General features: G+C 50.2%; 20 protein-coding genes. 7 read left to right on the forward strand and 13 right to left on the reverse strand.

What is annotated here, in order from left to right; translation table 11 throughout:
• Positions 1-138: 138 nt before the first annotated feature.
• A complete protein-coding gene (locus PBOR_RS19080) occupies positions 139-1062 on the forward strand; it encodes an L-lactate dehydrogenase (RefSeq protein ID WP_042214352.1) in 924 nt (307 codons plus the stop codon).
• Positions 1063-1472: 410 nt separating this feature from the next.
• Here PBOR_RS19080 and PBOR_RS19085 read toward each other — a convergent pair whose 3' ends face one another.
• Both PBOR_RS19085 and PBOR_RS19090 read right to left on the reverse strand, forming a co-directional pair.
• Positions 1473-2405, reverse strand: coding sequence for a tyrosine-type recombinase/integrase (locus PBOR_RS19085; protein WP_042214355.1), 933 nt, complete (start codon positions 2403-2405; stop codon positions 1473-1475).
• 290 nt (positions 2406-2695) lie between these two features.
• Positions 2696-3607: a LysR family transcriptional regulator gene (locus tag PBOR_RS19090; RefSeq protein ID WP_042214358.1), complete on the reverse strand. Its 912-nt coding sequence runs from the start codon at positions 3605-3607 to the stop codon at positions 2696-2698.
• A gap of 118 nt (positions 3608-3725) precedes the next feature.
• Here PBOR_RS19090 and PBOR_RS19095 point away from each other — a divergent pair, with 118 nt between their 5' ends.
• Positions 3726-5042, forward strand: coding sequence for an APC family permease (locus PBOR_RS19095; protein WP_042214360.1), 1317 nt, complete (start codon positions 3726-3728; stop codon positions 5040-5042).
• 385 nt (positions 5043-5427) lie between these two features.
• On the opposite strand, the gene PBOR_RS19100 is transcribed toward PBOR_RS19095, so the two are convergent.
• The gene (locus tag PBOR_RS19100; protein ID WP_042214362.1) at positions 5428-5742 is read right to left on the reverse strand and encodes a hypothetical protein; all 315 of its coding nucleotides are present in this window, start codon (positions 5740-5742) and stop codon (positions 5428-5430) included.
• Positions 5743-5882: 140 nt separating this feature from the next.
• Here PBOR_RS19100 and PBOR_RS19105 point away from each other — a divergent pair, with 140 nt between their 5' ends.
• Complete coding sequence (locus tag PBOR_RS19105) at positions 5883-6833, forward strand: alpha/beta hydrolase (protein ID WP_042214363.1); 951 nt, start codon at positions 5883-5885, stop codon at positions 6831-6833.
• Between the two features lie 91 nt (positions 6834-6924).
• Here PBOR_RS19105 and PBOR_RS19110 read toward each other — a convergent pair whose 3' ends face one another.
• A complete protein-coding gene (locus tag PBOR_RS19110) occupies positions 6925-7281 on the reverse strand; it encodes a hypothetical protein (protein WP_052429558.1) in 357 nt (118 codons plus the stop codon).
• Positions 7282-7510: 229 nt separating this feature from the next.
• Here PBOR_RS19110 and PBOR_RS19115 point away from each other — a divergent pair, with 229 nt between their 5' ends.
• Positions 7511-8836 (forward strand): outer membrane protein assembly factor BamB family protein, encoded by a 1326-nt coding sequence (locus PBOR_RS19115; protein WP_042214365.1) that lies wholly within the window; start codon positions 7511-7513, stop codon positions 8834-8836.
• Between the two features lie 9 nt (positions 8837-8845).
• Here the strand turns inward: PBOR_RS19115 and PBOR_RS19120 are convergent, their stop codons facing one another.
• Complete coding sequence (locus PBOR_RS19120) at positions 8846-10066, reverse strand: aminotransferase class I/II-fold pyridoxal phosphate-dependent enzyme (RefSeq protein ID WP_245647833.1); 1221 nt, start codon at positions 10064-10066, stop codon at positions 8846-8848.
• 353 nt (positions 10067-10419) lie between these two features.
• Here PBOR_RS19120 and PBOR_RS37430 point away from each other — a divergent pair, with 353 nt between their 5' ends.
• On the forward strand, positions 10420-10593 hold the full coding sequence (locus PBOR_RS37430; RefSeq protein WP_167549554.1) for a hypothetical protein: 174 nt from the start codon (positions 10420-10422) through the stop codon (positions 10591-10593).
• A gap of 102 nt (positions 10594-10695) precedes the next feature.
• Here the strand turns inward: PBOR_RS37430 and PBOR_RS19125 are convergent, their stop codons facing one another.
• A complete protein-coding gene (locus PBOR_RS19125; RefSeq protein ID WP_042214367.1) occupies positions 10696-11682 on the reverse strand; it encodes a cation diffusion facilitator family transporter in 987 nt (328 codons plus the stop codon).
• Between the two features lie 142 nt (positions 11683-11824).
• Entirely contained in the window at positions 11825-13600 is a 1776-nt protein-coding gene (locus PBOR_RS19130; RefSeq protein WP_052429559.1) for an ABC transporter substrate-binding protein, read from the reverse strand.
• A 145-nt stretch (positions 13601-13745) separates the two neighbouring features.
• Between PBOR_RS19130 and PBOR_RS19135 the strand changes: the two genes are divergently transcribed.
• On the forward strand, positions 13746-14987 hold the full coding sequence (locus tag PBOR_RS19135; protein ID WP_042214370.1) for an MDR family MFS transporter: 1242 nt from the start codon (positions 13746-13748) through the stop codon (positions 14985-14987).
• A 123-nt stretch (positions 14988-15110) separates the two neighbouring features.
• Here PBOR_RS19135 and PBOR_RS19140 read toward each other — a convergent pair whose 3' ends face one another.
• Entirely contained in the window at positions 15111-16067 is a 957-nt protein-coding gene (locus PBOR_RS19140) for a helix-turn-helix transcriptional regulator (RefSeq protein WP_042214372.1), read from the reverse strand.
• Between the two features lie 100 nt (positions 16068-16167).
• On the opposite strand from PBOR_RS19140, the gene PBOR_RS19145 reads away from it, so the two are divergent.
• The gene (locus tag PBOR_RS19145) at positions 16168-17103 is read left to right on the forward strand and encodes a Gfo/Idh/MocA family protein (protein WP_042214375.1); all 936 of its coding nucleotides are present in this window, start codon (positions 16168-16170) and stop codon (positions 17101-17103) included.
• A 423-nt stretch (positions 17104-17526) separates the two neighbouring features.
• On the opposite strand, the gene PBOR_RS19150 is transcribed toward PBOR_RS19145, so the two are convergent.
• From PBOR_RS19150 to PBOR_RS19170, 5 genes are all read right to left on the reverse strand, one after another.
• Positions 17527-18012 carry a flavodoxin domain-containing protein gene (locus PBOR_RS19150; protein WP_042214378.1) on the reverse strand — a complete coding sequence of 162 codons (486 nt, stop codon included), beginning with the start codon at positions 18010-18012 and terminating at the stop codon, positions 17527-17529.
• A 41-nt stretch (positions 18013-18053) separates the two neighbouring features.
• Positions 18054-18575, reverse strand: a complete 522-nt coding sequence (locus PBOR_RS19155) for a hypothetical protein (protein ID WP_218918841.1) — start codon at positions 18573-18575, stop codon at positions 18054-18056.
• 394 nt (positions 18576-18969) lie between these two features.
• On the reverse strand, positions 18970-19599 hold the full coding sequence (locus PBOR_RS19160) for a TetR/AcrR family transcriptional regulator (protein WP_042214380.1): 630 nt from the start codon (positions 19597-19599) through the stop codon (positions 18970-18972).
• 289 nt (positions 19600-19888) lie between these two features.
• Positions 19889-20995 (reverse strand): AbrB family transcriptional regulator, encoded by a 1107-nt coding sequence (locus tag PBOR_RS19165; RefSeq protein WP_052429561.1) that lies wholly within the window; start codon positions 20993-20995, stop codon positions 19889-19891.
• A 24-nt stretch (positions 20996-21019) separates the two neighbouring features.
• Complete coding sequence (locus tag PBOR_RS19170; RefSeq protein ID WP_042214382.1) at positions 21020-21673, reverse strand: MBL fold metallo-hydrolase; 654 nt, start codon at positions 21671-21673, stop codon at positions 21020-21022.
• Positions 21674-21758: the final 85 nt, after the last annotated feature.

A 21758-nucleotide genomic window follows, 5' to 3' on the forward strand; every position in this document is an offset into this window, starting at 1 on the left:
ATTGGACCGCAAGTGGAAACGGCTTCTCCGTTCTTCTGACAGACGGTACCGTTTCAGCGAGAAATATAAGGATGATTAATGGAGTGAACCTTATAAATCCTTATACCGTAAAATTCGAAAGCTGGAGGAGATGTAACAATGGCCCCATTTAAGCCCAATCGTGTCGTAGTGATCGGCACCGGTGCAGTCGGAACCACGACAGCCTATACGCTGCTGCTGCGTAAGCGTATGCCCGAACTTGTACTGATCGATGTTAACCACCAGAAGGCGCTTGGTGAAGCGCTGGATATGAATCATGGCATGCCGTTTGTCGGCGGTGTGAAGCTATGGGCCGGCACCTATGAGGATTGCAAGGAAGCCGACATCATCATCGTCACTGCCGGAGCCTCCCAGAAGCCAGGTGAAACCCGGATCGACCTGCTGCGTAAGAACATCTCGATCTTCAAAGATATCATCCAAAAAATCACGAAATACAATCATCACGCCATCCTGCTGATTGCCACAAATCCGGTCGATATTCTTTCCTATGCCACCCTGAAGATCAGCGGCTTCGACCGCAGACGGGTTATCGGTTCCGGTACAGTACTGGATAGTGCCCGCTTCCGTTACCTGATCGGGCTTCACAAGGAAATCGATCCGCGCAGTATCCATGGACAAATCATTGGTGAACATGGCGATTCCGAGCTGCCGGTCTGGAGTCTCGCCAATGTCGCGGGAATTGATCTGGGCTTCGATGAAGCGGAACGTGATGAGATCTTCGAGGACACCAAGAATGCCGCCTATGAGATCATTGATGCCAAAGGATCTACCTCTTATGCCATCGCACTTGCCCTGGACCGGATTGTCGCATCCATCCTGAACAATGAAGGCTCTGTCCTGAATGTATCCACACTGCTGAACAACTACAACGGTGTGTCAGATGTATTCCTCGGTGCTCCGTGTGTCGTAGACCGCTCCGGCGTACGTGAAGTGCTCGACCTTCCGCTCAGTGACGAAGAACAGCTTCTGTTCCAGCAATCTGCCGATAAGCTCAAAGGCGAGATCGCCAAGCTGGAGCTGTAATTTCTGCGCATGGACAAGCCAGCCGCCAATCCTCTATGGATTGGCGGCTATTTTATTTGAATAAGAGATTATACTCTCCTTCTTCTCCAGCCCTCCCTGTCATCAGACGCGCGAAGACGCGTTAACTGATTAAAGTCAGGATTACTGTCCAGCTCATGGCCGGGCTTCCGGAGACGTTCAAGTTCCACCGGAGTCCGCCAGGTATGCATATTCTTCATTATCCATTCTCTGCTCTTTGTGTATACGACTTCGAGGCTTGTCCCTCTCTGCCTTCTACCCTGAATAATAACCCCTTCTCATGTTAGCAATTCACGGCGGTATTGTCATTATAAAAATGCACATTACGTGTGATTTATGCGTTATGTTTTGAACAAAAGTTCATAGTGTGTATTAACGCTATTAGCTGCAGTTTATTTATCGCCGCTGCCTGTCTTATAAGGCATACCTATCTGCAGTCTGGACATGGCTTCTTCCTTCTCACGGCTCGTAATATGTGTGTATACAGTGGTTGTCTGGATCGAGGAATGACCCAGCAGTTCCTGTACTGTGCGCAGATCTGCACCCTTACGCAGCAGCATGGTGGCAAAGGAGTGCCGCAGCTTATGGCTGGAGTATGGCCGGCGCTGGGACGAAGGCACTTCACTCTGGAAGCGGCTGAAGGTATCGGCAGCAATCCCTTGAATTCCGCGGATCGAGAGCCTGCGGCCTTTCTGCGAGATGAACATCGCCTCCTCCTTGCTGCGCCATGGTGTTAGTCGGTCCGCCATCGCCTGGTCAAGATAAGGAGCGATATCCTCCGGAACCGGGACGTTGCGCCATTTGCGGCCTTTGCCGAAGACACGCAGGGAACGTCTTTCTACATTATAATCATTCTGATTCAGTGTATGTACTTCCCCTACCCGTAGCCCCATATATGACATCAGCAAGAAGACAGCCAGATTGCGGCTTCTGTACTTGCCGTCCACCGCAGACAAGAACCGCTGCAGGTCTTGTTCATCCAGATAGACCGGTTCACGGTTTTTTTCGGTCTTGGACTTCTTGATTCCGGCAGCCGGGTTAATATTCAGCAGCTCCAGCTCCGTCAGTGCCTTGAACAGGCAACTGATGGAGGCATGCTTGCGGTTACGTGTCGCATCACTTACCCCGCGTTCCCGCACGGAAGTCAGGTAAGAGACAACATGCAGCTTTTTAACGTTCCCCAGCTCACGTCCGTTTAAGCTATTCAGAAACTCCCGCACATCGGCAAGATAGGACTTCTGGGTATAAGCTGTATAACCGGCGTCCTTCATCCAGATCAGGAAGGCGTCCAGCTCTTCTTCGTAGTCAAGCCCTAGTTCATTCATGCTCTGTGCTCCTCCTCTTATATAAACTACCTATTGTATCGTAGATAGATCTGTTAATATTATTGAATCCTGCACGAAATACAACATTTCCCTCTCTATCCCGGCTAAAACCCGGAATTGTTGTAGAAAATACAGCATTTTCACCTCTTCAAGTGGCTTGGAGGAGAAATTCTTGTATTTTGTACAACATCTTTAACAAACACCCGAGTATCAAGGACTCAAAATTGCAATACGTACAACATTTTGGCCTAAACTGAGTGAACGGAAACTCAAGAACTTCAATCCTGTCGTCACCCCTTGCCCTCCTCTTCCCTCCACATTACAGCATGCTTCTGCACCGTTCCAAGAAACTCACTGAGCGCTGGTGATTTCCACTTCTTACTGTGGTAAGCGATCTGGGTAGCCACCCGCTGTGATTCATCATTCCAGTTCAACCGGGCCAGCTTGCCTTCGGCCAGTTCCCTCCGTACCGTAATCAGCGGCAGGAATGAAATGCCGAGTCCGGCCATCACACACTGCTTAATCGCTTCAATGCTCCAGAACTCCAGATTCGGATCGGGGAATACCCCATGGCTGTTCAGATGACGCTCGAACAACGTGCGGTAGGTGCAGCCTGTTTCGGTATGCAGAATCGTTACATTTTTAAGATGAAGCGGCTCTACCTCTGCCAGTTCCAGCAGCGGATGATCGAGCGGAGCGACCAGCGTCATGGCTTCGTGGATTAAAGTATTGCAGTACATATCCTTGTACTCTGTTTCCGGCTGGAGAAGAAAGGCCATATCAAGTTCACCTGAGCGGACGAATTCCGTCAGTTCCCAACAGGCTCCCGGCTTCAGTGTAATCTGCACCTGCGGATGACGGCTGCGGAATTCCTTAATAATTCCCGGAAGGCGGAAGGCAGCCAAAGATTCAGGCGCACCAATCCGCAGCGAACCGGATATTTCCGTCTCAGACCGCAGGGCGTTCTCAGCCATGGTGTGCATCTTGGAGATTTCCTGGGCATACGGCAGCAGGCGGCGGCCGGCATCGGTGAGAATGATCTTTTTGCTGATCCGGTCAAACAGCGGCTGCTCCAGTTCTGCCTCCAGCGCCTGTATCTGTGCAGTAATGCTGGACTGGGCGTAATCAAGCTTCTGGGCTGCGCGGGTAAAGCTGCCGGTCTCGACCACAACGAGAAAGGTGAACAGATGCTTAGACTCCATAGGGACCTCCTTCAACCTATCGGTTATTCGAATGGATTCCATTCGATAATTCCGTTTTTCCAATGGATCTATTATCTGATACTCTATATTTAAATACAAGGAAAGCGGGACTATTTATATGAAGGAAAATAAATCATTACAACGGAATATCGGAATGCCGCAGGCGATTGCCCTGTACATAGGAGCCGTCCTCGGCTCAGGTGTATTAATCGTACCCGGATTGGCAGCCGAGATGGCCGGCCCCGCTTCGCTGCTCGCCTGGGGTTTCATGACCCTGCTGATCCTACCGCTCGCGCTGTCCATGGGTCTGCTCTCGGCTAAATTCCCTAATGCCGGAGGGGTGTCCCATTTCGTCACCCTGGCCTTCGGTCCGAAGGCCGGCGCACTGGTCGGCTGGTTCTTCCTGATGTCGGTGCCGATCGGCGGTCCTGTCGCTGCTTTGACCGGTGCGGGTTATATGACAGCCGCCATGGGCTGGGGCGATCCGGCTAGAATTGCCATCGCTGCAGGGATGCTGGCCATTGGCCTGATTATCAACGTGATCGGTATGAAAGTGGCCGGAAAAGTACAAATCGCCGTTGTGATCGCGATTGTTGCCGTACTGGTCTTCTCTTTTGCTGCGGCTCTGCCAAGAATGGAGAGTGTCCACTTCACACCATTTGTTCCGCATGGCTGGATGAGCGTCGGGCAGGCGGCAGCGATCCTCTTCTGGTGCTTCATCGGCTGGGAGGCCGTTTCGCATCTGTCTGAGGAATTCAAGGACCCGCAGCGCGCTGCAGTCAAGGGTGTTACCATCGCTGCGGTCATTGTCGGAATCCTCTATTTCCTCTCGGCACTCGCTACTGTCGGTACGCAGAGCTATCTGCGCGGAGGTGCCGACTCTTCGCTGGTCTGGATCATCAGCCAGCCGCTCGGAGCCTGGGGCGGATTCATTGCAGGACTCACCGGACTCTTCATATGTACGGCCACGATCATCGCCTATTCAAGCGCTGCATCACGCGTAGCTTATGCCTTGTCTCGCCAGGGATACGCTCCGAAATGGATGGGCCGTCTATCCGACCGCTATCAGACACCTGTCGGAGCGATCGGCTTCCTGACCTTCTGCTTCGCAGCAGTGTTATCGCTGTATGGCAGCGGCCTGCTCTCGATTACGACATTGATTAAATTTCCCAATGCCACTTTTATCCTCACCTATATTGGCGGTTGTGCTGCAGGAATCCGCCTCTTGCGGGGCAGCCGGGCAGGCGTAACGATCAGCTGGATTTCTTTTGCCGCTACGGTAGCCGTGTTTCCGTTTACAGGCTGGGCAATCGTCTATCCGCTGCTGATTACCGTGCTGTTTGTTCTGGTGGATTATTTAAGACATGGACGTAAGCGTGGAGGAAATACTGCTATAGTTACAGATGCTGAAGAGATTTCCCGGCGCGCATTATAAGAATGATTAAATAAACAGGCCGCACTCATCCTTAGTTGGACGAGGCAGCCTGTTTTTTCGATATGAAACGGTGAGTTTCTGGCACTATTCGTTCCACTTAAGCGGAATCCGCAGCCGGAATTGCTGTCTGTCCGCCGGATATGAATAGTGCTGTGGTATAATATCAAGCTTATCTGACGGCTGCACCGGCGGGAAAATCAGCTTAAATGCCAGCTTATCTCTGCTTGTCCGAACCGGTTGTCCTGTGGGGAAGATTAATCACCTTGTCCCCCTGCAGTGATAGCTGCGTAAACTGACTCATCGCCTGACTGGCCTCATAGTACACAACTGTCTGCTTGTCCTCGTAATCAACAGCGGTGACCGTAACCGTTCTTCCCTGATCGCCCTACAAAGTTACCGGGAATGACCCGGTCAGGCTCTTATGCTCTTTACCTTGCTCCAGTTCCTCAACGTGAAGTGTCTCAGAGACAATCAGCGTTACATATTCCGGCTTGGGGTTCAGCTCCGTCAGCGGCGAGAAGTTAAAGTAATAGTAGTCTGCGGTGCCCCCGTCTCCTCCTTGATTCATATACAAGGTTCCAATATCATCTTCAAGCACTGCACCCATCCAGATGTTCGGAAGCGCAATGCCGTAAATGTAGGAAGAGTGCGCTTCGAACATTTCTTGGGCCTGCTGCTCTGTGATGGGATAATCCTTCACTCCCTCTTCCTCCTTCTTCATTCACTAGATATACGCTTTGACCAAGGGCTTCCGTTCGCTTTACGTTTCAGAAAAGTGTCAGGTGGTTATGGATGAAGGAGAGCTGACCTAAATCAGAACTAAGAAGGAGACTGTAAACCATGCCAGAAGACAAGAAGATTGTTCTCGAACCCGCAGCCCAGAAATTCGCTGATGACAACTCCGAGCCTCCCTTTCTGCCCGATCTCGGGCCTGAGAAAGGCCGCGAAACTGTAAATACAGTCCAATCCAGTGATATATTCAAACCCGAAGCCGATATCCAGGATCTCACCGTATCCGGTGGTCCCAGCGGCGAGGTTAAGGTTCGTATCGTCCGCCCCATCGGCTCGGCTCCGACTTCTCTTCCGGTTATTCTCTATATTCATGGAGCCGGCTGGGTATTCGGGAACAGCCATACGCATGACCGCTTGATCCGCGAGCTGGCTACTGGTGCTGAAGCAGCTGTCGTATTCCCGGAATACAGCCTGTCCCCTGAAGCCAAATATCCTACAGCCATTGAAGAAATCTACGCCGTATTGGAATGGATCGGACAAGAAGGCTCCACTTATGGACTTGATGCGTCCAGGCTTAGCGTTGCCGGGGACAGTGTAGGCGGCAATATGACCGCTGCCATTACACTCATGGCCAAAGAGCGGAGCGGCCCGGCCATCTCCAAGCAGCTGCTCTTCTATCCTGTAACCGATGCGTCCTTTGATACAGAATCATATCACCTGTTCGCCGAAGGATATTTCCTGCAGCGCACCGGAATGAAATGGTTCTGGGATCAATATACGACTGATCCTGAGGAGCGGGCACAGATTACCGCATCACCGCTGCGGGCCAGCCTGGAGCAGCTTAGCGGTCTGCCGGAAGCCTTAATCATCACCGGCGAAGCGGATGTTCTCCGGGATGAAGGCGAAGCCTACGCAGCCAAACTCCGCGAAGCAGGAGTACCTGTTACGGCAGTCCGGTTCCAGGGCATCATCCACGATTTCGTGATGCTCAACGCCCTGGCAGAGACTCATGCCAAAAAAGGGGCCTTGCTGCTGGCAACGGCTTGGCTCAAGCACTAACCCATATTAGAAAAGCGGCAGCTATGGACGATATCCGTCCTTGGCTGCCGCTTTTTTATTTACTTGCTATTCCCGCACAGTGGGCAAGCTCTTACTTCCGCTGCGAATAGAACTCCGCCGCTTTGACCAGCATATCCTTCAGTGAACTGAAGGAGGTGGTTTTCGTGACATGCTCGTTCAGCTGATCCTGCGGCAGCGCCTTCAGCTCCTCTGCCGATCCGGCAGAGAATCCCCCGCTTTGCAGAAGCTCCGTCAATGATTCGAACGGTGTGAACTTTTGCAGAAAAGATCCCGACAGCAGTTGATCCAGCGGCAGCTTCTCCAGCAGCTGGTCAACAGGCAGCTGGTCTAACGGCAGCTTTTGCAGCAGTTCACCGGCTCCGCCCTCTTTGAATGTATCAACTAATCCTTGTATTTTATCGCCAAAGCCTCCGAAATTGAATCCCATAAAGGCAACCTCCTGATAACTGTAGTTGCTCCTTATTACCCCAAATTCCGGTTAACGAATTAACAGGTTAACATAATATATATTATGTTACGTTATGGTTTTGGTTATGGTTTTGGTTATCGTTTTGTCTGCACCTATGGTTACAATATTGTCTTCCTTATTTTAGCAACCTATCGTTTTCTCCCGCGTCTTATTCATTAGATTAACAACCTTCAAGGAGCTGAATCCATTGCCGACAATCAAACCTATCCTCTCCAGCTTACTAGCCATTTCCCTGCTGTCATCCGCCATCGCCATCTCTTCCCCCAACCTGCTGCCGGGTACAGCGCATGCTGCGTCCGCAAACAATACAGTCACTTCGATTTCCAAAGATCTGCTGCTGCCGCTGAAGTGGCAGGTAGCCACGAATGGCATGGGCATGTATGACAGCATACCGCCTATTATGAACGGAATCCTCTACTTCTCAGAGAGCATTACACTGTATGCCAAAAATATAGCCACTGGCAAAACCCTGTGGTCGTACAAACAGGGAGCGCATCCGCAAATTGTCACGAATAACTCCGTATTCTTCATCGACAATAAGGAACAGCTTGTCAAAGTATCCGCTGCAACCGGAAAGCTGATCTGGAAGGTTAAGGTGTCGGAGCGGCCGATAGAGATTGGTGCACAGGCCCGGCTGATTAACGGAAAAGTCTATTTCGCCAATGAGTATGGCGTTGTCGCGGCCTATAGCCCGGTTACCGGCAAGAAACTATGGGAGAACAAGGATATTCCTATGTATGCAGGGACCATCTATGGAGAATATTCAGGTGTATTCGTCGTTTCCAGCACGGTCGATAATATCCGCACCCAATTCTACGGCCTTGATCCGGCTACCGGGAAGCGGCTGTGGAGAATTGAGGGTTTATACAATTATGTGACTTCCCAGAATGGACAACTATTACTTCGCGAACAAGCAAAAGCTGCAGCGGGGAATACGGCAAAGGCCGTGCCGGGTTACCAGCTGACTCTAGTACAGCTAAATCCCGCTACAGGCAAAGTTTCAGGCCGCGAAAACTATAACCCGCTGGATGACATCTCCAGATTGGGGAGTTACGCTACCTCCATCCAGAACTCCTATGTTTATACGGTAGACGGGAATCTCGACCAAGATGAATACATCCTGACCCGCTTTACGCGTGGAACCTATGCCGTTACGGCCCCCGCAAGCTATGCAAGCTTCGGCAACTGGCTGGCCGGTCCGTCGGGCGGAATGGCCTTCTTTCAGCATGAGACACAGATTAGCGGAATAAATCTTGCCAACGACAGTGTCGTTCCATTCGATCAGCCGGCAGACAAGGTTGAGCACCTGCAGCGCGTTGGCAAGGCAGTATTCGCCATTTACAAGAATGGCTATATCTCGATCAACCATTCCGATACCGGCGCACTGCTGGGGATGATCAACAGCGGCGCAAAGTCTCCATACTTCGGCAATATAACCATCGATCATGGAACCGCACTGATTCCTACTGAACACAACATACTAGCCGTTGCCCTGCCACAAGAATATCAGTAGTCCCCGGGTTTAAACGTCCGTACGCAGAAACTCCCCTATCCTCCGGGTGGCTTCCAGGAGCCGCTCTTCATCCTCAACCAGCGCTATTCTGACGAACCCCTCTCCCTGGCTCCCAAAAGCACTTCCGGGAATAACCGCTACCCCGGTCTTCAGCAGCAGATCATGGGCGAAATTCAGCGATCTTCCCGCTTCACCGTTCACCCCATAGGTCTCCGGCAGCCTCGCCCAGATAAACATCGTTGCTTCCGGCAATGGCACACTCCAGCCTTCACGAGCCAAAGCTTCCACAAAGATATCCCGCCGCCGCTCATACAGCGCAGCCACTCCCTGCTCCGGTCCGGCAGTCATTGCCTGCTCCAGCGCTACGACTGCCGCTTCCTGGATGGGATCGAAGACACCGTAATCCACATTGCTCTTCAGCTCCCGCAGCGCCCCGACGGCGTGAGCGTTGCCTGTCATGAAGCCGATGCGGCAGCCAGCCATATTGAAGCTTTTGGAGAAGGAATGAAATTCAACAGCCGTATCCTGCGCACCAGAGACCTGAAGGATGCTGACCGGCCGGTAGCCATCGAAGCCCATTTCCGAATAAGCCAGGTCATGTATGATTAGTACATCCCATTTACGGGCGAGCTCTACTAACCGCTCCATATAAGCCAGATCTACCGTGACGGAAATCGGATTGCCGGGAAAGCTGAGTAATATAAATACCGCTTCGCGCCATACCTCATCAGGTATGCTCTCCAGGTCGGGCCGGAATGCATTCTCTTCCAGCAGCGGCAGCGGCCAGGCCCTAACACCTGCTATAGCCAGTGACCCTGAATATATCGGGTAACCGGGATCCGGAACTATTGCCAGATTCCCCGGATTGCAGACCGCGAGTGCCAGATGCGCCAGTCCGTCCTGCGAACCCATCAGAGACACGATTTCTTCATCCGGATCGACCTCCACACCGAACCGCCACTTCATCCACATCGCCGCCTGCATGCGGAATGCTTCGCTTCCTTTGGAGGCGGGATAGGAGTAACTATCCTCCCGCAGCACCGCTTCACTTAAGGCTTGGCGGATCTCAGGCAGAGGCGCCCGGTCCGGACTGCCAATTCCGAGATCGATCACTTCTAGTCCAGACTTACGTGCTTCCGACTTCCAGGCGGCCACCTCAGCAAAAATCGACGACCCCAGATGAGACAGCTTGTCCGATCTCCATTTATGTTCCGGGCTGCTATGTATCAATGAAATACCTCCAGCGTTTGTTTTCCAATTATTATAGCATGCGTACCGGGCCGGGAAACTATGAAAGAATAAGCAAAGCTCGTAAATGGGATTATATAACATTAATATATTATTATTCTACTTAATTGACTCTATTTAAGCTGATCACTAGTGCCGGAACTCATATAAAAGTCCATATAAACTAAAACGGCGTATAATTTATGTTATACGCTGTTTTTCCGGGGCAAATTTCGGCCATTTCAGCCCCTTTTTCAACGGCCGTCTCTTCCCTTCAAATGATTTCAGCGCCGGCAGAACCGTAAGTTCCCTCTGGGCATATGATAGGCGTATACATTACAAAGGTGGGACGTATCATGGCCAAAAACAAGCGCGGCAAGGCACTCTGGCGCACCCCTTCCAGAGCAAGAGGCACCTGCCCGATCTGCGGGAGCACCCGTATTAAGCTGTTGTATTTCGGCAAAGGTCCGGCGGGCGAGAAGCTCACCGTCTGCAAGAAATGTGACGGCAAGCAGCAGACTGCAGTCTGAGCTAACCGCAGCTTCGCCTGCACAAAGAAACGGCTTGCTTGTCCCCTTCGGGCAGCAGCCGTTTCTTTGTTAATCATTTTTTCAATTCAGATTAAGCTTAGCTCATTGCAGCTCATGCTGCGGTACCCAGTTCTGAATTCCATTATCCTCGAGTATGCCGAGCGTCACATCCGAAATATGCGGGTCTGCAAGCAGCTTGTCCCGGACCTTGAACTTGATGTCATCGGCATCTGCCAGCGTCAGTCCCCGTTTCAGCTCAATAAGTCCTTCGACGTGGTAATAACGCCCTTCCTGCAGAATCCGCATCTGATAAATATCCGTCACCCACGGGTCATCAAAAATAATCTTCGCCACCCGCTCCTCAATCTCCGGCGGTGCAGCCACACCGATCAACCCGACCATGTTGTCGTAGCCTACACGGAAGGCCACCCCGATCATCATGAAGGCAATCAGAATACTGCTCACACCATCCAGCAGCTTAAAATTGGTAAAAGCAGTAACCAGAATAGCAATCATGGCGAGCAGCCCGCCGCTGGTTGCAACCAGATCCTCATAGTAGACTAGCCGTGTAGGCGGGGCGGCTCTTTTCACATTTTTGAGGGAAGCCGTGAACTTGCCCAGCCCCTTGGCCTCGACCCGTGATTCATGCAGCACCTCGTTCATGGCCTTAACCCAGACGAATCCGTCTGCCGCGATCGATAACACAAGCACCAGCACGTTGATCCAGTAGCCTTGGGAATCTGTCGCCGGATGCTTCAGCAGATGGAATCCTTCATGCATCGTCTCATACGCCATGATGGTTACGACAATTACAGCCACCATGCAGAACAGATTAATCACCCGCCCGAATCCGTCCGGGAAGCGGCGTGTCGGTCTTTTCTCCGCCAGCACACTGCCTGTAAATACAAACATCTGATTCACAGCATCGGCAATCGAATGCATCATTGTGGCAAACATTGAACCGCTGCCTGTCAGTGCAAAAGCGATTCCCTTAACGATGGCAATGCCTGTATTGCCGATAGCAGCCGAGCCTGAGGATTTATTGCCCTTCTTGATTAAACTTCTTATGCTTTCGCTTGTCTGCTCCATTATCCGGCAGCCTCCTTAAGCTCATATACCGAAATCCGGCAAACGCCTCCGCAGCTGATTTCGTACGGCTCACGCCGTGGTCTATGTATCTATATACCCCATGCGGCAATTTTCTATCAGTTGCGGTGAGTTGGAGGTCGAATTACTGGAATCCCGATTTAACCCATAGCTTCGAAATATCCAGAAATCCGAAAGAGCCGGTCTGCAGTCCGAACAGGTTTTGGCTAAGCTGCGCTTTTTTGTTCATATGGCAGCCATACAGCACCCAGCAGTTGTCGCGAAGTTTACTTTCCGACAGATCCAGCAGTTCCGCCCTCTCTTCGGCAGGCAGACGGGAGAAATGATTCAGAACCCGCTTCAGTGTTGTTTTCTGACGATCCAACAGAAGATCATGCAGATAGTTCGATTCATTCCGGAAATAATTGATCATCCCCCACTGCCAGTCATCCTCCAGCACCTCTTCGGCAATCAGCAAGTCTGCGTGATTCATGATGTCCGTCAGATCGTATTCAGTAAGAGGATGGAGCTGAAGCTGAAGTCCTATCTTCCTGCCGCGTTCCAGCAGCCATGACGCCTCCTCCTGATCCTCCTTCCGGGTCCGGTAGGCAATCGTCAGCACTTCTCCCCCGTAGCCGCCAGCCTCAAGTAATGCCCTCGCTTCTTCTAACGGAGGTTCTGTGAACTCATGGTCACTACTCTTCCAGGGAAGAAAGCTGTCCGCCGGCATAATCCGGTTGCCCCCGAGTTCCCGGATCATGGCCGGCTGGTTATACAATATCCGTAACGCTTGCCTTACAGCCTGCTGCTGATGAAGGCCTTCTCTTTTAAAATTAAACAGGATATACCGGCAGCCCAAGGCCGGGTAATCAATGCTATGACCCTGGTCTTCCCCGGCAGGAAGCGGGTTGTGCCCGGCGTCCGTAAGCTGATACTGGCGTACACTCGAGCCCAAGTGCGGTAAATACCAGATTTCCACCCGGTCCAGAAGAGGACGTATTCCGTAATAGAGATCATATGCACCGAGCACCAGTACATCCTCATTCAGATCCAGTACCTGATAGGGCCCCGTGCCTACCGGATTAGCGGCGAAATCCACATCATAAGGAAGAATAGACATATAGATTGAGCTGAACAGATGCAGAAAGAAGGTGTTTGGCTGCACGAGGTCAAACCGGATACGATAATCACTTTCCAGCCCGACATGACAGATATCCTTAAAATGGCTGATCGCCGGACTATCCAGACCGATCAGACGCTGCAAAGTCTCTTTGACATCGCGTGAAGTCATCGTCCGTCCGTGGTGAAACCTCACCCCCTTGCGCAAGTAGAACAGGTAACTTGTACTGTCCGCATTAGCCTCCCAAGTATGAGCCAGCCCGGGCATAAAGCCTCCATTCTCTGCATCATAGGTAATTAATGTACTGCAAATATGCCCCAGCAAATAGGTTTCAAAAGCTGTATACACCATCGCCGGGTCCAGCTTCTCCATTGGACGGTTACGGGAAATCCGCAGCACCTCCTGCCCGGATGTGGAGCCTGGTTCACTCCAGAAGCCCATTTGTTTGTCGAGTACCGTCAGCAGACGTTCCTTAAGCGGCTCATTAACCTGATATTGGCCAATTAACTCGATAGCCGGTTTAATCCGGCCTTTACTGACCATGTCCTGAAACTTCTCCTCCAGCACTTCGTCCACACTGCGCAGGAAAGTCAGCTGCGAATAATGCCCTCTTCCTCTGCCGGGTATCCAGGTGATCAATTGCTGTTCCTCAAGCTTCCGCAGAATAAACTTAACATTTCGCGGCGTGCAGCAGAGGATGGCGGTGAGTTGCTCAATAGTGACCGGAATGGGCTGCTGTATAATAAATGCCGGGTCTAAGGCTGCGGCTAAACAGAGATAATTCATGCTGCTATTGTCCATCTATCCAAGCTCCTTTATAAAGGTGAAAAGTAACATGTAAACCTTACACTTTTATTTCCCCCTTTTATCTATACAATTATACTTAATCCAGCATCAAGAAGCATTCACCAAATTCATACCACCCGATTAGGAGACAACTGATTCTATGAAACAGCATCTGCGGCACATTCACCCTCTGGCCTGGACCATTATCATTGGAACGATGTTCGGCCGGCTGGTAACTTCCATGAGCATCCCTTTTCTATCGATTTATCTGACGCAGGTCCTTGGCGCTACTGCCACCCAGACAGGATTTACGGTAGCTGTCAGCTCTCTGGCAGGAGTTATGATCAGCTTCTATGGCGGTTACATCTCTGACGTGATCGGTCGTAAAATCGTTATGCTGGTGTCCGTATTCGGCTGGGCCTGTGTGTTCTTCGGCTTCTCGGCTGCACAGCATTTATGGGTCTTTTTCCTCGTCAATACGCTGAATGGATTATGCCGCGCAGTATTCGAACCGACTTCACGGGCTTTACTCTCGGATATTACCCCTCCGGATCACAAGCTGCTGGTCTTCAATCTGCGGTATGCAGCGGTGAATCTGGGTGTGGTCTTCGGGCCGATCATTGGCCTGCAGCTGGGCTCAGCCAAATCCACGTTCCCGTTCCTGATCGCCGGTATCGTCTACATCGCCTATGGACTTGTACTGTTTCTGCAATTCTCTGTACACCGTGCCAGCCTGCCGGTTCATGGCGAAGCCCGGACACCGAAGCTGCTGGAAGCACTGTCTACCACCGGAAGAGATAAGGTCTTCCTGCCTGTTCTGCTTGGTACTATCTTCTGCGTGCTGGGATATGGGCATTTCAGTTCAACACTGGCACAATATCTGGCAAACAACCCCCATTTCAGCAATGGCAGACAGTTTTTCTCCTATATGTTGTCTCTGAACGCAATAACGGTGCTGGTGGTGCAATACCCGATCGTCCGCACAGCGAGTAAATTCCCGCCAATCATTCCTCTGATCCTAGGAAATTGCTGCGTCGCACTCAGTCTGCTGCTGTTTGGGATGCCTGGCGGAGTCGCTCTACTGATGTTCAGTGTTGTCTTATTCACGATCGGGGAAGTGCTGCTCTTCACGATGATGGATATGCTGATTGACCGGATTGCCCGTCCGGAGTGGAAAGGTACTTACTTCGGCACCATCGGCTTCAATAATCTCGGCAATGTAATGGCGCCGATTCTCGGGGGGCTGTTACTCGATCAATTCGGTACGGCGAATGGTCCGGCCGTGTTCGTTCCGCTGGCTTTGACAACGGCTTTTGGCCTTCCTTTCCTGATTACGGCGCATAAAAGACTCAGAATTAGAGAGCTTGCCGAGACTGGCAATAAGGCTAACATAAGTGCTTAAGACATCAATAATCCCCAGACTTAGCTGAGAAGCTTAGGTCTGGGGATTATTTTGTTTACCTTGTTATCCCACCATAGATCACAGTTTTTTAAGTTAACATAACATTTATTATGTTACCCAAATTCAACAATACATTTTATTCCAATAACGAGCCTGCCTGCCAATGAATTCACGAAGCTCTGCGGGGCCCACAATTTCAGCTTGGACGAGCAAGGGTAATACCCTCTCGCACGCAGATTCATAATCGTACATATTCACAGTAATGAGTTGAAATTCACCGTCAGTTTCCGTATTCAACACTTCTAAGCCGTTAATGATCTCCTGATAGTATGCCGGTGTCCGGATCACTACAGGGTAGATTTCCCGCGCTTTACTGGCATTAATGAAGGCAAGCTCTCCTTCTTTCCAGTATTCCTGGAGGGAGAAGTGTTCAGGAATAGTATAGGTCCCCTCTATTAACGACACCGCGGCAAACCGCTCGCATTTAAACGTACGAATAGCCTCTGCGCCCTCGCAATAAGCGGCCAGATACCATGCCCCCTGCTTTATCACAAGCCCATATGGATGGAGCTTTCGGTGAGAGAGCTCACCATTTACTTTGCGGTACTGCACCTCAATCCTTCGCCCCCGCCACACCGCAGCGCGCAGAGTCTCCAGGTATGGTACTGCCACCTGTTCACTCCACCATGGCGTATCATCGAACAGGAACCGGCTTTGTGCAGTACGGATATCCTGCTGATAAGGAGCAGGCAAGCTTGCTTCCAGCTTCAGCAGAGCATTACGGAGCAGCAGACCAGTCTCGCCCGAACCGCCTGCAGGCATCCCCATCCCTGTCAAAAACAGCTGAACCACCTCTTCGCCATGCAGCCGCCGCAGATTCACCGTATAGCCCTCCATCAATGAAATTCCGCCGTTCGGCCCGGTTGTTGTAACGAGAGGAATTCCCGATTCAGCCAGCACATCGATATCCCTGTAAATGGAGCGGACAGACGTTTCCAGGGCTTCTGCCAGAGCAGCTGCCTTCATCCTGCCCCGGGATTCAACCAATAAAAGAATCGCAATCAAGCGGTGCAGCCGCATTATAATCCCCCTACCGATAGTTCAACAACCTATTCTTGCCACTCTGTTGTCAACAATTGAACGTTATGATGAATGTATCAAATCTAAGGAGCTGCTGTAAATGAATATTGGCATATTGGGAACAGGTTTTGGAGCTTATCATGCATCGGTATTGAAACAAATGGAATTCATAGACCGTGTGATCGTCTTCGGACGAAATGAAGCCAAGCTGCTGAAGCTGAAGGAAGAGCTTGGAGTTGAGATTACGATGTCTATAGAGGAGATTATGTCTGATCCAACAATCGATATTGTAGATATCTGCCTGCCCTCTGCGCTGCATAAGACTTACGCTGTGGAAGCGCTGAGAAACGGGAAACATGTATTTTGCGAAACGCCGGTGGCACAGAAGCTGGAAGATGCACAGGAAATGCTCCAGGCTGAACAACAATACGGCCGCAGAATTCTGGTCAACCAATTCATCAAATTCGATTATGCCTATGAGTACCTATATAAGGCGGTTCAAGACAAAAAATACGGCAAACTGCTGCAAATCACCTTGCGCCGGGAAACCGCCCCGTTATGGGGGGATTTGGGTCTTTCCAAGATCGCAGCTATCCTGATGATTCATGAACTGGATTTCATCGATTGGCTGCTGAATTCTCCAGCACCTTCTGCGGTCTGGGGTACCTCTGGAGGTAAAAGTGGCCAAGCACTGGTGCATGCTTCTTTCCTTCAACCTGAGGTGAGCGCCCAGCTGATTGTCTCTTCGCAGATGCCGGAATCTTATCCTTTTACCGTCGGGTATGATGCTTATTTCGAGCAGGCGAAGCTGGTATTTCACGAGAGCAGTGCTGCGAATGGAGATACAGAGGCAAGCTTAACCGCGTATTCGTCTACGGGCAAAGAGGATATTCCCTTGATCCCCAACAATCCTTATGAAAAAAGCTTACGCCATGCTCTCCAGTGTCTGCAGGACGGTACGGACTCCATTCTTTCCCTGCAGCATGCGCTGAAGTCCCTGGATATGGCGTCAAAATTGACGGAACAATTGAGTTAATCACAAAGATTCTGTTGATTTCTGCTGCTGGTCATGATATTCCGATTCTTTTTCCGGGTGTTTGTAGATAAAAGAAGTTCAAATGTTGCGTGTGATTAAAGTTGCTAGGTGGAGTTTGGCTGCCTGTTCGTCTACTGTGAATTTTTCATATGCTGAATTTTTATAGTGATGGCAAATAAATTACATAGTTGTAGGCAACGGTATGGCAAGGTTTCTGTTATTTTTTTGAAAAAACCTAAGGATGGTTAACATAATTATATTTATGTTAACCTTATTGTGCTTAAATGCTATATCCTTCCAAATTCGGTGCGGCGGCAGCACTTTGAACAGAATCAGTTCTCTTAGCTGCCGCTGTTTTATCAAATCCGTACCGGATGCGTACTTATTCCAGCCCCAGCCCCTGCCTTTGGGACACAGCCCTTTCTATTTCCCTGTCATTGTACGAGCGAATCCGTCCAGCTTATCCATAGATAATCCAGCTCCAGCTTCATTCCCTTTCCCCTTGACCATCCGTAGAACCCATTTGTCCAGTGCTGAAATTTTCTCCGGATAAATCTCATCGCCTATGATTTCCTTGGCAAGTGCCTTTTTGTACAAAACCTCCGGATAAGCCTGCTTCAGCTCCTGCTCTGCCTTCTCCCCCTTCATCCCGGCACAGATGAATAGTCCCAGCCGCTTACCCGACAGCTCCTGCTCATATTTGGATGTGAATACTGCCATTTCTTTACGGATTTTGCCGTAGTAAATGGATCCGCCCAGAATCACCGTGTCATAGGCAGCCAGCGCCGGCACCTTGGCATACTTTAGATTCACAACCTCAGCCTCTCCAAGCCTCGATTTCAACAGAAATGCCGCTTTCTCGGTACATCCATATTTGCCTGCATATAAAATCAGTGTTCTATTACTCATATTATCCGCCGCTCCTTATCTATGGTAAAAGGGTCTGACGACTATCCCGGTTCCTGTACATTGCTCAATACAAGGTACAAGCAAACAACAACACCTAAATTGAACACAGGAAACACTACCAGCTCTACTGTAGATACGCTTACTCCCGCCCTTAGCATCCCAATGATCATGGCCGTGATGGCGGTTAGCATAGCGGCAGCTTTGACTATAACTACAGAAGCAAGCAGATAACCATAAGACCGCCTGCGAATAAGCAGTACGCCGGTAATTGCTGTAAGCGGAACAACAATGGCTAAATCGAGTGCCTGAATCACCAATGTGCTGTAATGCTCCAATCCTTCAGGTGCTGTCCCTTGGCGAATAGAATTAGCGATCCTGCCCAGCCATAACATCATAACCATAAATGCGATAAACAGCAGGAAAAAGCCGATGCTTCGGGCCGGTAAACTGTGTTTAAAAAACCGTTCTACTCTCTCCCGCTCCAGGGACAGCAGTGTCAGAATAAATGCAAATAGGCTGGCTGAGAACAATATTACATAAATTAGAAAAAGGTTATTGTACATAGACAGGAAGCTGTAAGAAGCATAAGTATATGTAAAATATCCCAAGGCTCCAGCTAACAGCAGTCGCCCTCTGACCCTCCCTCTGAAGCTCATAACCAGTGAAACGAGCAGCAAAGGAATCCCCAGGAGTAGCGTAACTCCATCCTGGGCTTTAGCCTGGGCAGCTATGGAAATTGAATCATATTTGTATATTCCCCTGCCGTATAATTCGACCACCTCCCCCCGGATTGAGGTAAAGGATTCAGACTTTCCATGCTCCCCCGGCCTGTGACCTGACAGCAATCCGTACCCCGACGCTGCTATCGCAAGGATAATAACTAAACCCGTTAAAATGCCAACTGATCGTCTATATCCCATCGCCTTCTCCCCCCCTTAGCCGAATAATCAAAAAAACTTAGTCCCAGCTCCCTGCAATGAGAAGCATGGCCTCAACATGCCGGGTAATCAGTGCCTCCTTCTGCTCCTCCGGCAGATTCTTCTCGACATTCAGCCTCATAATCAGTCCAAATGCTGCACTCCAGATTACCTGGGCAGTAAGTTCAATTTCTTCCTCCTTGCGGGATGCCATCCCTCTGAATTGACGAAGAGTCCTGCAGAGCATGCTGATCGCATTACGCTCCAGTGCAGCCCCTTTATGCAGTACTGCAGTATGGTTAAGCACAGCCGGCGAATCATTCAGCATCACATTCCGGTATTGTGATCCTTCTGCGGTTGTCATTCGGATAAACTGTGACAGCGACTGGCTTAAGTTGTCTTCAGCCGATACTTTACTCTGCGGAATGTGAGATCCGCCTGCTAGTCCGCCTATCAGCTCCCGGTATTCCTTCTGCAGAAGCTGCTCCACTATATCCTCCTTTCCCTGAAAATAGTGATAAATGATCCCGGCAGAATACTCCATCCGTTCAGCGATCTTGCGGATAGACAGCTGCCTAATCCCCTTCTCGGCCACTAGTTCACCAGCTGTTGTCAGAATCAAATTACGCATCGCTTCCCGTTCCTGCTCTTGTCTTTCTTCTTTGCCCATGATTGTAAGACTCCTTTAACAAGGCGTTATTTAATTTAACACTGTAATGTTTTTTAACACTGTTCAATATAGATTATATGCACCGGGAAACCTTAAATGATGTGATTATTTTTACATTTTGAGAAATCGACCATTTGCACGAGCAGAAAAAGCCCGGGACCAATCCCCGGAGGGCATCCCAAGCTTTGCTTTAAGTTCACTTTTTAAGTTCTATTTTAAGTTCTCTTATCACTTCAATTCCGCTTTAGCTGATCAAACTTAAGATTTAGTTAACATAATCATTATTATGTTAACTAATCGTTGCCGTCTTGCTTTTTTTCCCCCGGAAAATCAGTTTGAACAGTGGCGGAACCGCAAAAAAGATGAAAAATGTCCGGAACAACTGATACCCGGCCACCGTAGGCAAATCCGCCCCTACCTCATGCGCGATCAGACTCATCTGATCCATCCCTCCGGGAGCAAGACTGAGAAGCGCGGTTGCTGATGATACCGAATCCAGATAAGCGAACAGCAGACTGAGACCATACGCTCCGGCAATCAGCACTGCCCCGCTGCCTACAGCCAGCGACAGTGTCAGCAGTTTATTGTTCAGCTTACGCGGATCGAGCAGCAATCCGACATATACGCCAATCATCAGCTGCGCGGCATTGATCAGAATATCCGGAAGCGCGGGACCCTGAAGACCGCTAATCTGCAGAATAGCCGTAATGATTGCCGGACCAAGGAGATAGGCGGTGGGGAAGTTAATCTTTTGGCCTACAATTCCGCTTACCGTACAAGCAACACCAAAATAAAGGATATTCGGGAATAGCCCTCCCCATCCCGCAGCAGATTCAACCATAAGAGGTGTATTCTCTCCCCCGCCAGCGTGGCTGGGAAACAGCGGGCTGTAGATCAGCAGCGGCACACAGATAATAATCATCATCAGCCGGACCACCTGAATTACCGTGACAACCGTAAGATTGATATCCTCTGACTCTTCGGCCAGCACCAGCATCTGGGTTAACCCGCCGGGGATACTTCCAAGCAGGATAGTCTTGTAGTTGGTTCCCGATATCTTAGATACAATTACTGCAATACCGGCGCAGAACAACAGCAGAAGTGTGGTCATCAGCAGCATGGAGGGCAGCTGGAAAGCGATTTGATTCAGTGCAGAACCGGTCAGGGAGAGACCAATGGTATAGCCGACGATAATCATCCCGGTATTCCGTATTTGTCCGGGCCAGGTATACACTTGCTTCCGCAGATTGGAGCCGATCAGAACAGCGATCATCGGGCCAAGCAGCCAGGGCAGCGGCAGATGCAGCAGCACAAAGATCCCCCCGCCAGCCAAAGCGGTAATCAGGGTAATCAGAACATATAGCGGTTTACGCGGAGTCATAGATAGGGTTGACATCAATAATCCTCTTTTCCAGCCCATTCAGCTTGGTTCATATTGAAGAGTATATACGCCACGTTGTCCGTCAAGAGTCTCACTGGTAATGACCAGCTCTTCTACTACGTTAACAGGCCGCCCTGCAGCCTGCAAGAACTTATCCGCTTTGGCAAAATAAAACCGGCCAAGCAGTCCCAACGCTTTGGTGCTGTAATGCATAGGAATGGCAACTGCCGGCTGCAGCTGCTTCATCACTTCCGCGGCTCCAGCACCGTCCAGAGTCATTCTTCCGCCGACAGGAATCATCAGCACATCAATTTCACCAATCTGCCCCACTTGTTCCGCCGTCAGAATATGGCCGAGGTCACCGGCATGACAAATACGGAGTCCATCAATTGTGAAAATAAAGACCGTATTGCTGCCTTTTTTTGCCCCTTCGACATTATCATGATAAGTGGACACACCATGAATCTCTACACCTTTTACACTGAAATGCCCTGGTTTATTAATTAGTTCGTAGTCTCCTTCAGCGATATGAATCTGATTGTGATCCTTATGGTCATGGGTGACAGCCAGTATATCCGCCCGAACCCGGGGCATCCGGTAGCCAAGAAATTTCCCGTACGGATCAATCAGAATCACCGTCCCCTGCTCAGAGGTGAGCTGGAATGCGGCGTGTCCGAACCAATGAATTCTCATATGATCTCCTCCAAAATAGACTATTGTTAATTAAATGTGCAAAATACAGCACATTTTAAATTAAAAAAAAGCAACTATTTGAACA

It is taken from the genome of Paenibacillus borealis (assembly GCF_000758665.1).
GTDB lineage: Bacteria > Bacillota > Bacilli > Paenibacillales > Paenibacillaceae > Paenibacillus_AQ > Paenibacillus_AQ borealis.

Excerpts from the sequence above, each read along its gene's own strand:
- PBOR_RS19080 (WP_042214352.1), top strand. The coding sequence starts at position 139 with ATGGCCCCATTTAAGCCCAATCGTGTCGTAGTGATCGGCACCGGTGCA.
- PBOR_RS19085 (WP_042214355.1), bottom strand. The coding sequence starts at position 2,405 with ATGAATGAACTAGGGCTTGACTACGAAGAAGAGCTGGACGCCTTCCTG.
- PBOR_RS19090 (WP_042214358.1), bottom strand. The coding sequence starts at position 3,607 with ATGGAGTCTAAGCATCTGTTCACCTTTCTCGTTGTGGTCGAGACCGGC.
- PBOR_RS19095 (WP_042214360.1), top strand. The coding sequence starts at position 3,726 with ATGAAGGAAAATAAATCATTACAACGGAATATCGGAATGCCGCAGGCG.
- PBOR_RS19105 (WP_042214363.1), top strand. The coding sequence starts at position 5,883 with ATGCCAGAAGACAAGAAGATTGTTCTCGAACCCGCAGCCCAGAAATTC.
- PBOR_RS19110 (WP_052429558.1), bottom strand. The coding sequence starts at position 7,281 with ATGGGATTCAATTTCGGAGGCTTTGGCGATAAAATACAAGGATTAGTT.
- PBOR_RS37430 (WP_167549554.1), top strand. The coding sequence starts at position 10,420 with ATGGCCAAAAACAAGCGCGGCAAGGCACTCTGGCGCACCCCTTCCAGA.
- PBOR_RS19125 (WP_042214367.1), bottom strand. The coding sequence starts at position 11,682 with ATGGAGCAGACAAGCGAAAGCATAAGAAGTTTAATCAAGAAGGGCAAT.
- PBOR_RS19130 (WP_052429559.1), bottom strand. The coding sequence starts at position 13,600 with ATGGACAATAGCAGCATGAATTATCTCTGTTTAGCCGCAGCCTTAGAC.
- PBOR_RS19135 (WP_042214370.1), top strand. The coding sequence starts at position 13,746 with ATGAAACAGCATCTGCGGCACATTCACCCTCTGGCCTGGACCATTATC.
- PBOR_RS19140 (WP_042214372.1), bottom strand. The coding sequence starts at position 16,067 with ATGCGGCTGCACCGCTTGATTGCGATTCTTTTATTGGTTGAATCCCGG.
- PBOR_RS19145 (WP_042214375.1), top strand. The coding sequence starts at position 16,168 with ATGAATATTGGCATATTGGGAACAGGTTTTGGAGCTTATCATGCATCG.
- PBOR_RS19150 (WP_042214378.1), bottom strand. The coding sequence starts at position 18,012 with ATGAGTAATAGAACACTGATTTTATATGCAGGCAAATATGGATGTACC.
- PBOR_RS19155 (WP_218918841.1), bottom strand. The coding sequence starts at position 18,575 with ATGTACAATAACCTTTTTCTAATTTATGTAATATTGTTCTCAGCCAGC.
- PBOR_RS19160 (WP_042214380.1), bottom strand. The coding sequence starts at position 19,599 with ATGGGCAAAGAAGAAAGACAAGAGCAGGAACGGGAAGCGATGCGTAAT.
- PBOR_RS19165 (WP_052429561.1), bottom strand. The coding sequence starts at position 20,995 with ATGTCAACCCTATCTATGACTCCGCGTAAACCGCTATATGTTCTGATT.
- PBOR_RS19170 (WP_042214382.1), bottom strand. The coding sequence starts at position 21,673 with ATGAGAATTCATTGGTTCGGACACGCCGCATTCCAGCTCACCTCTGAG.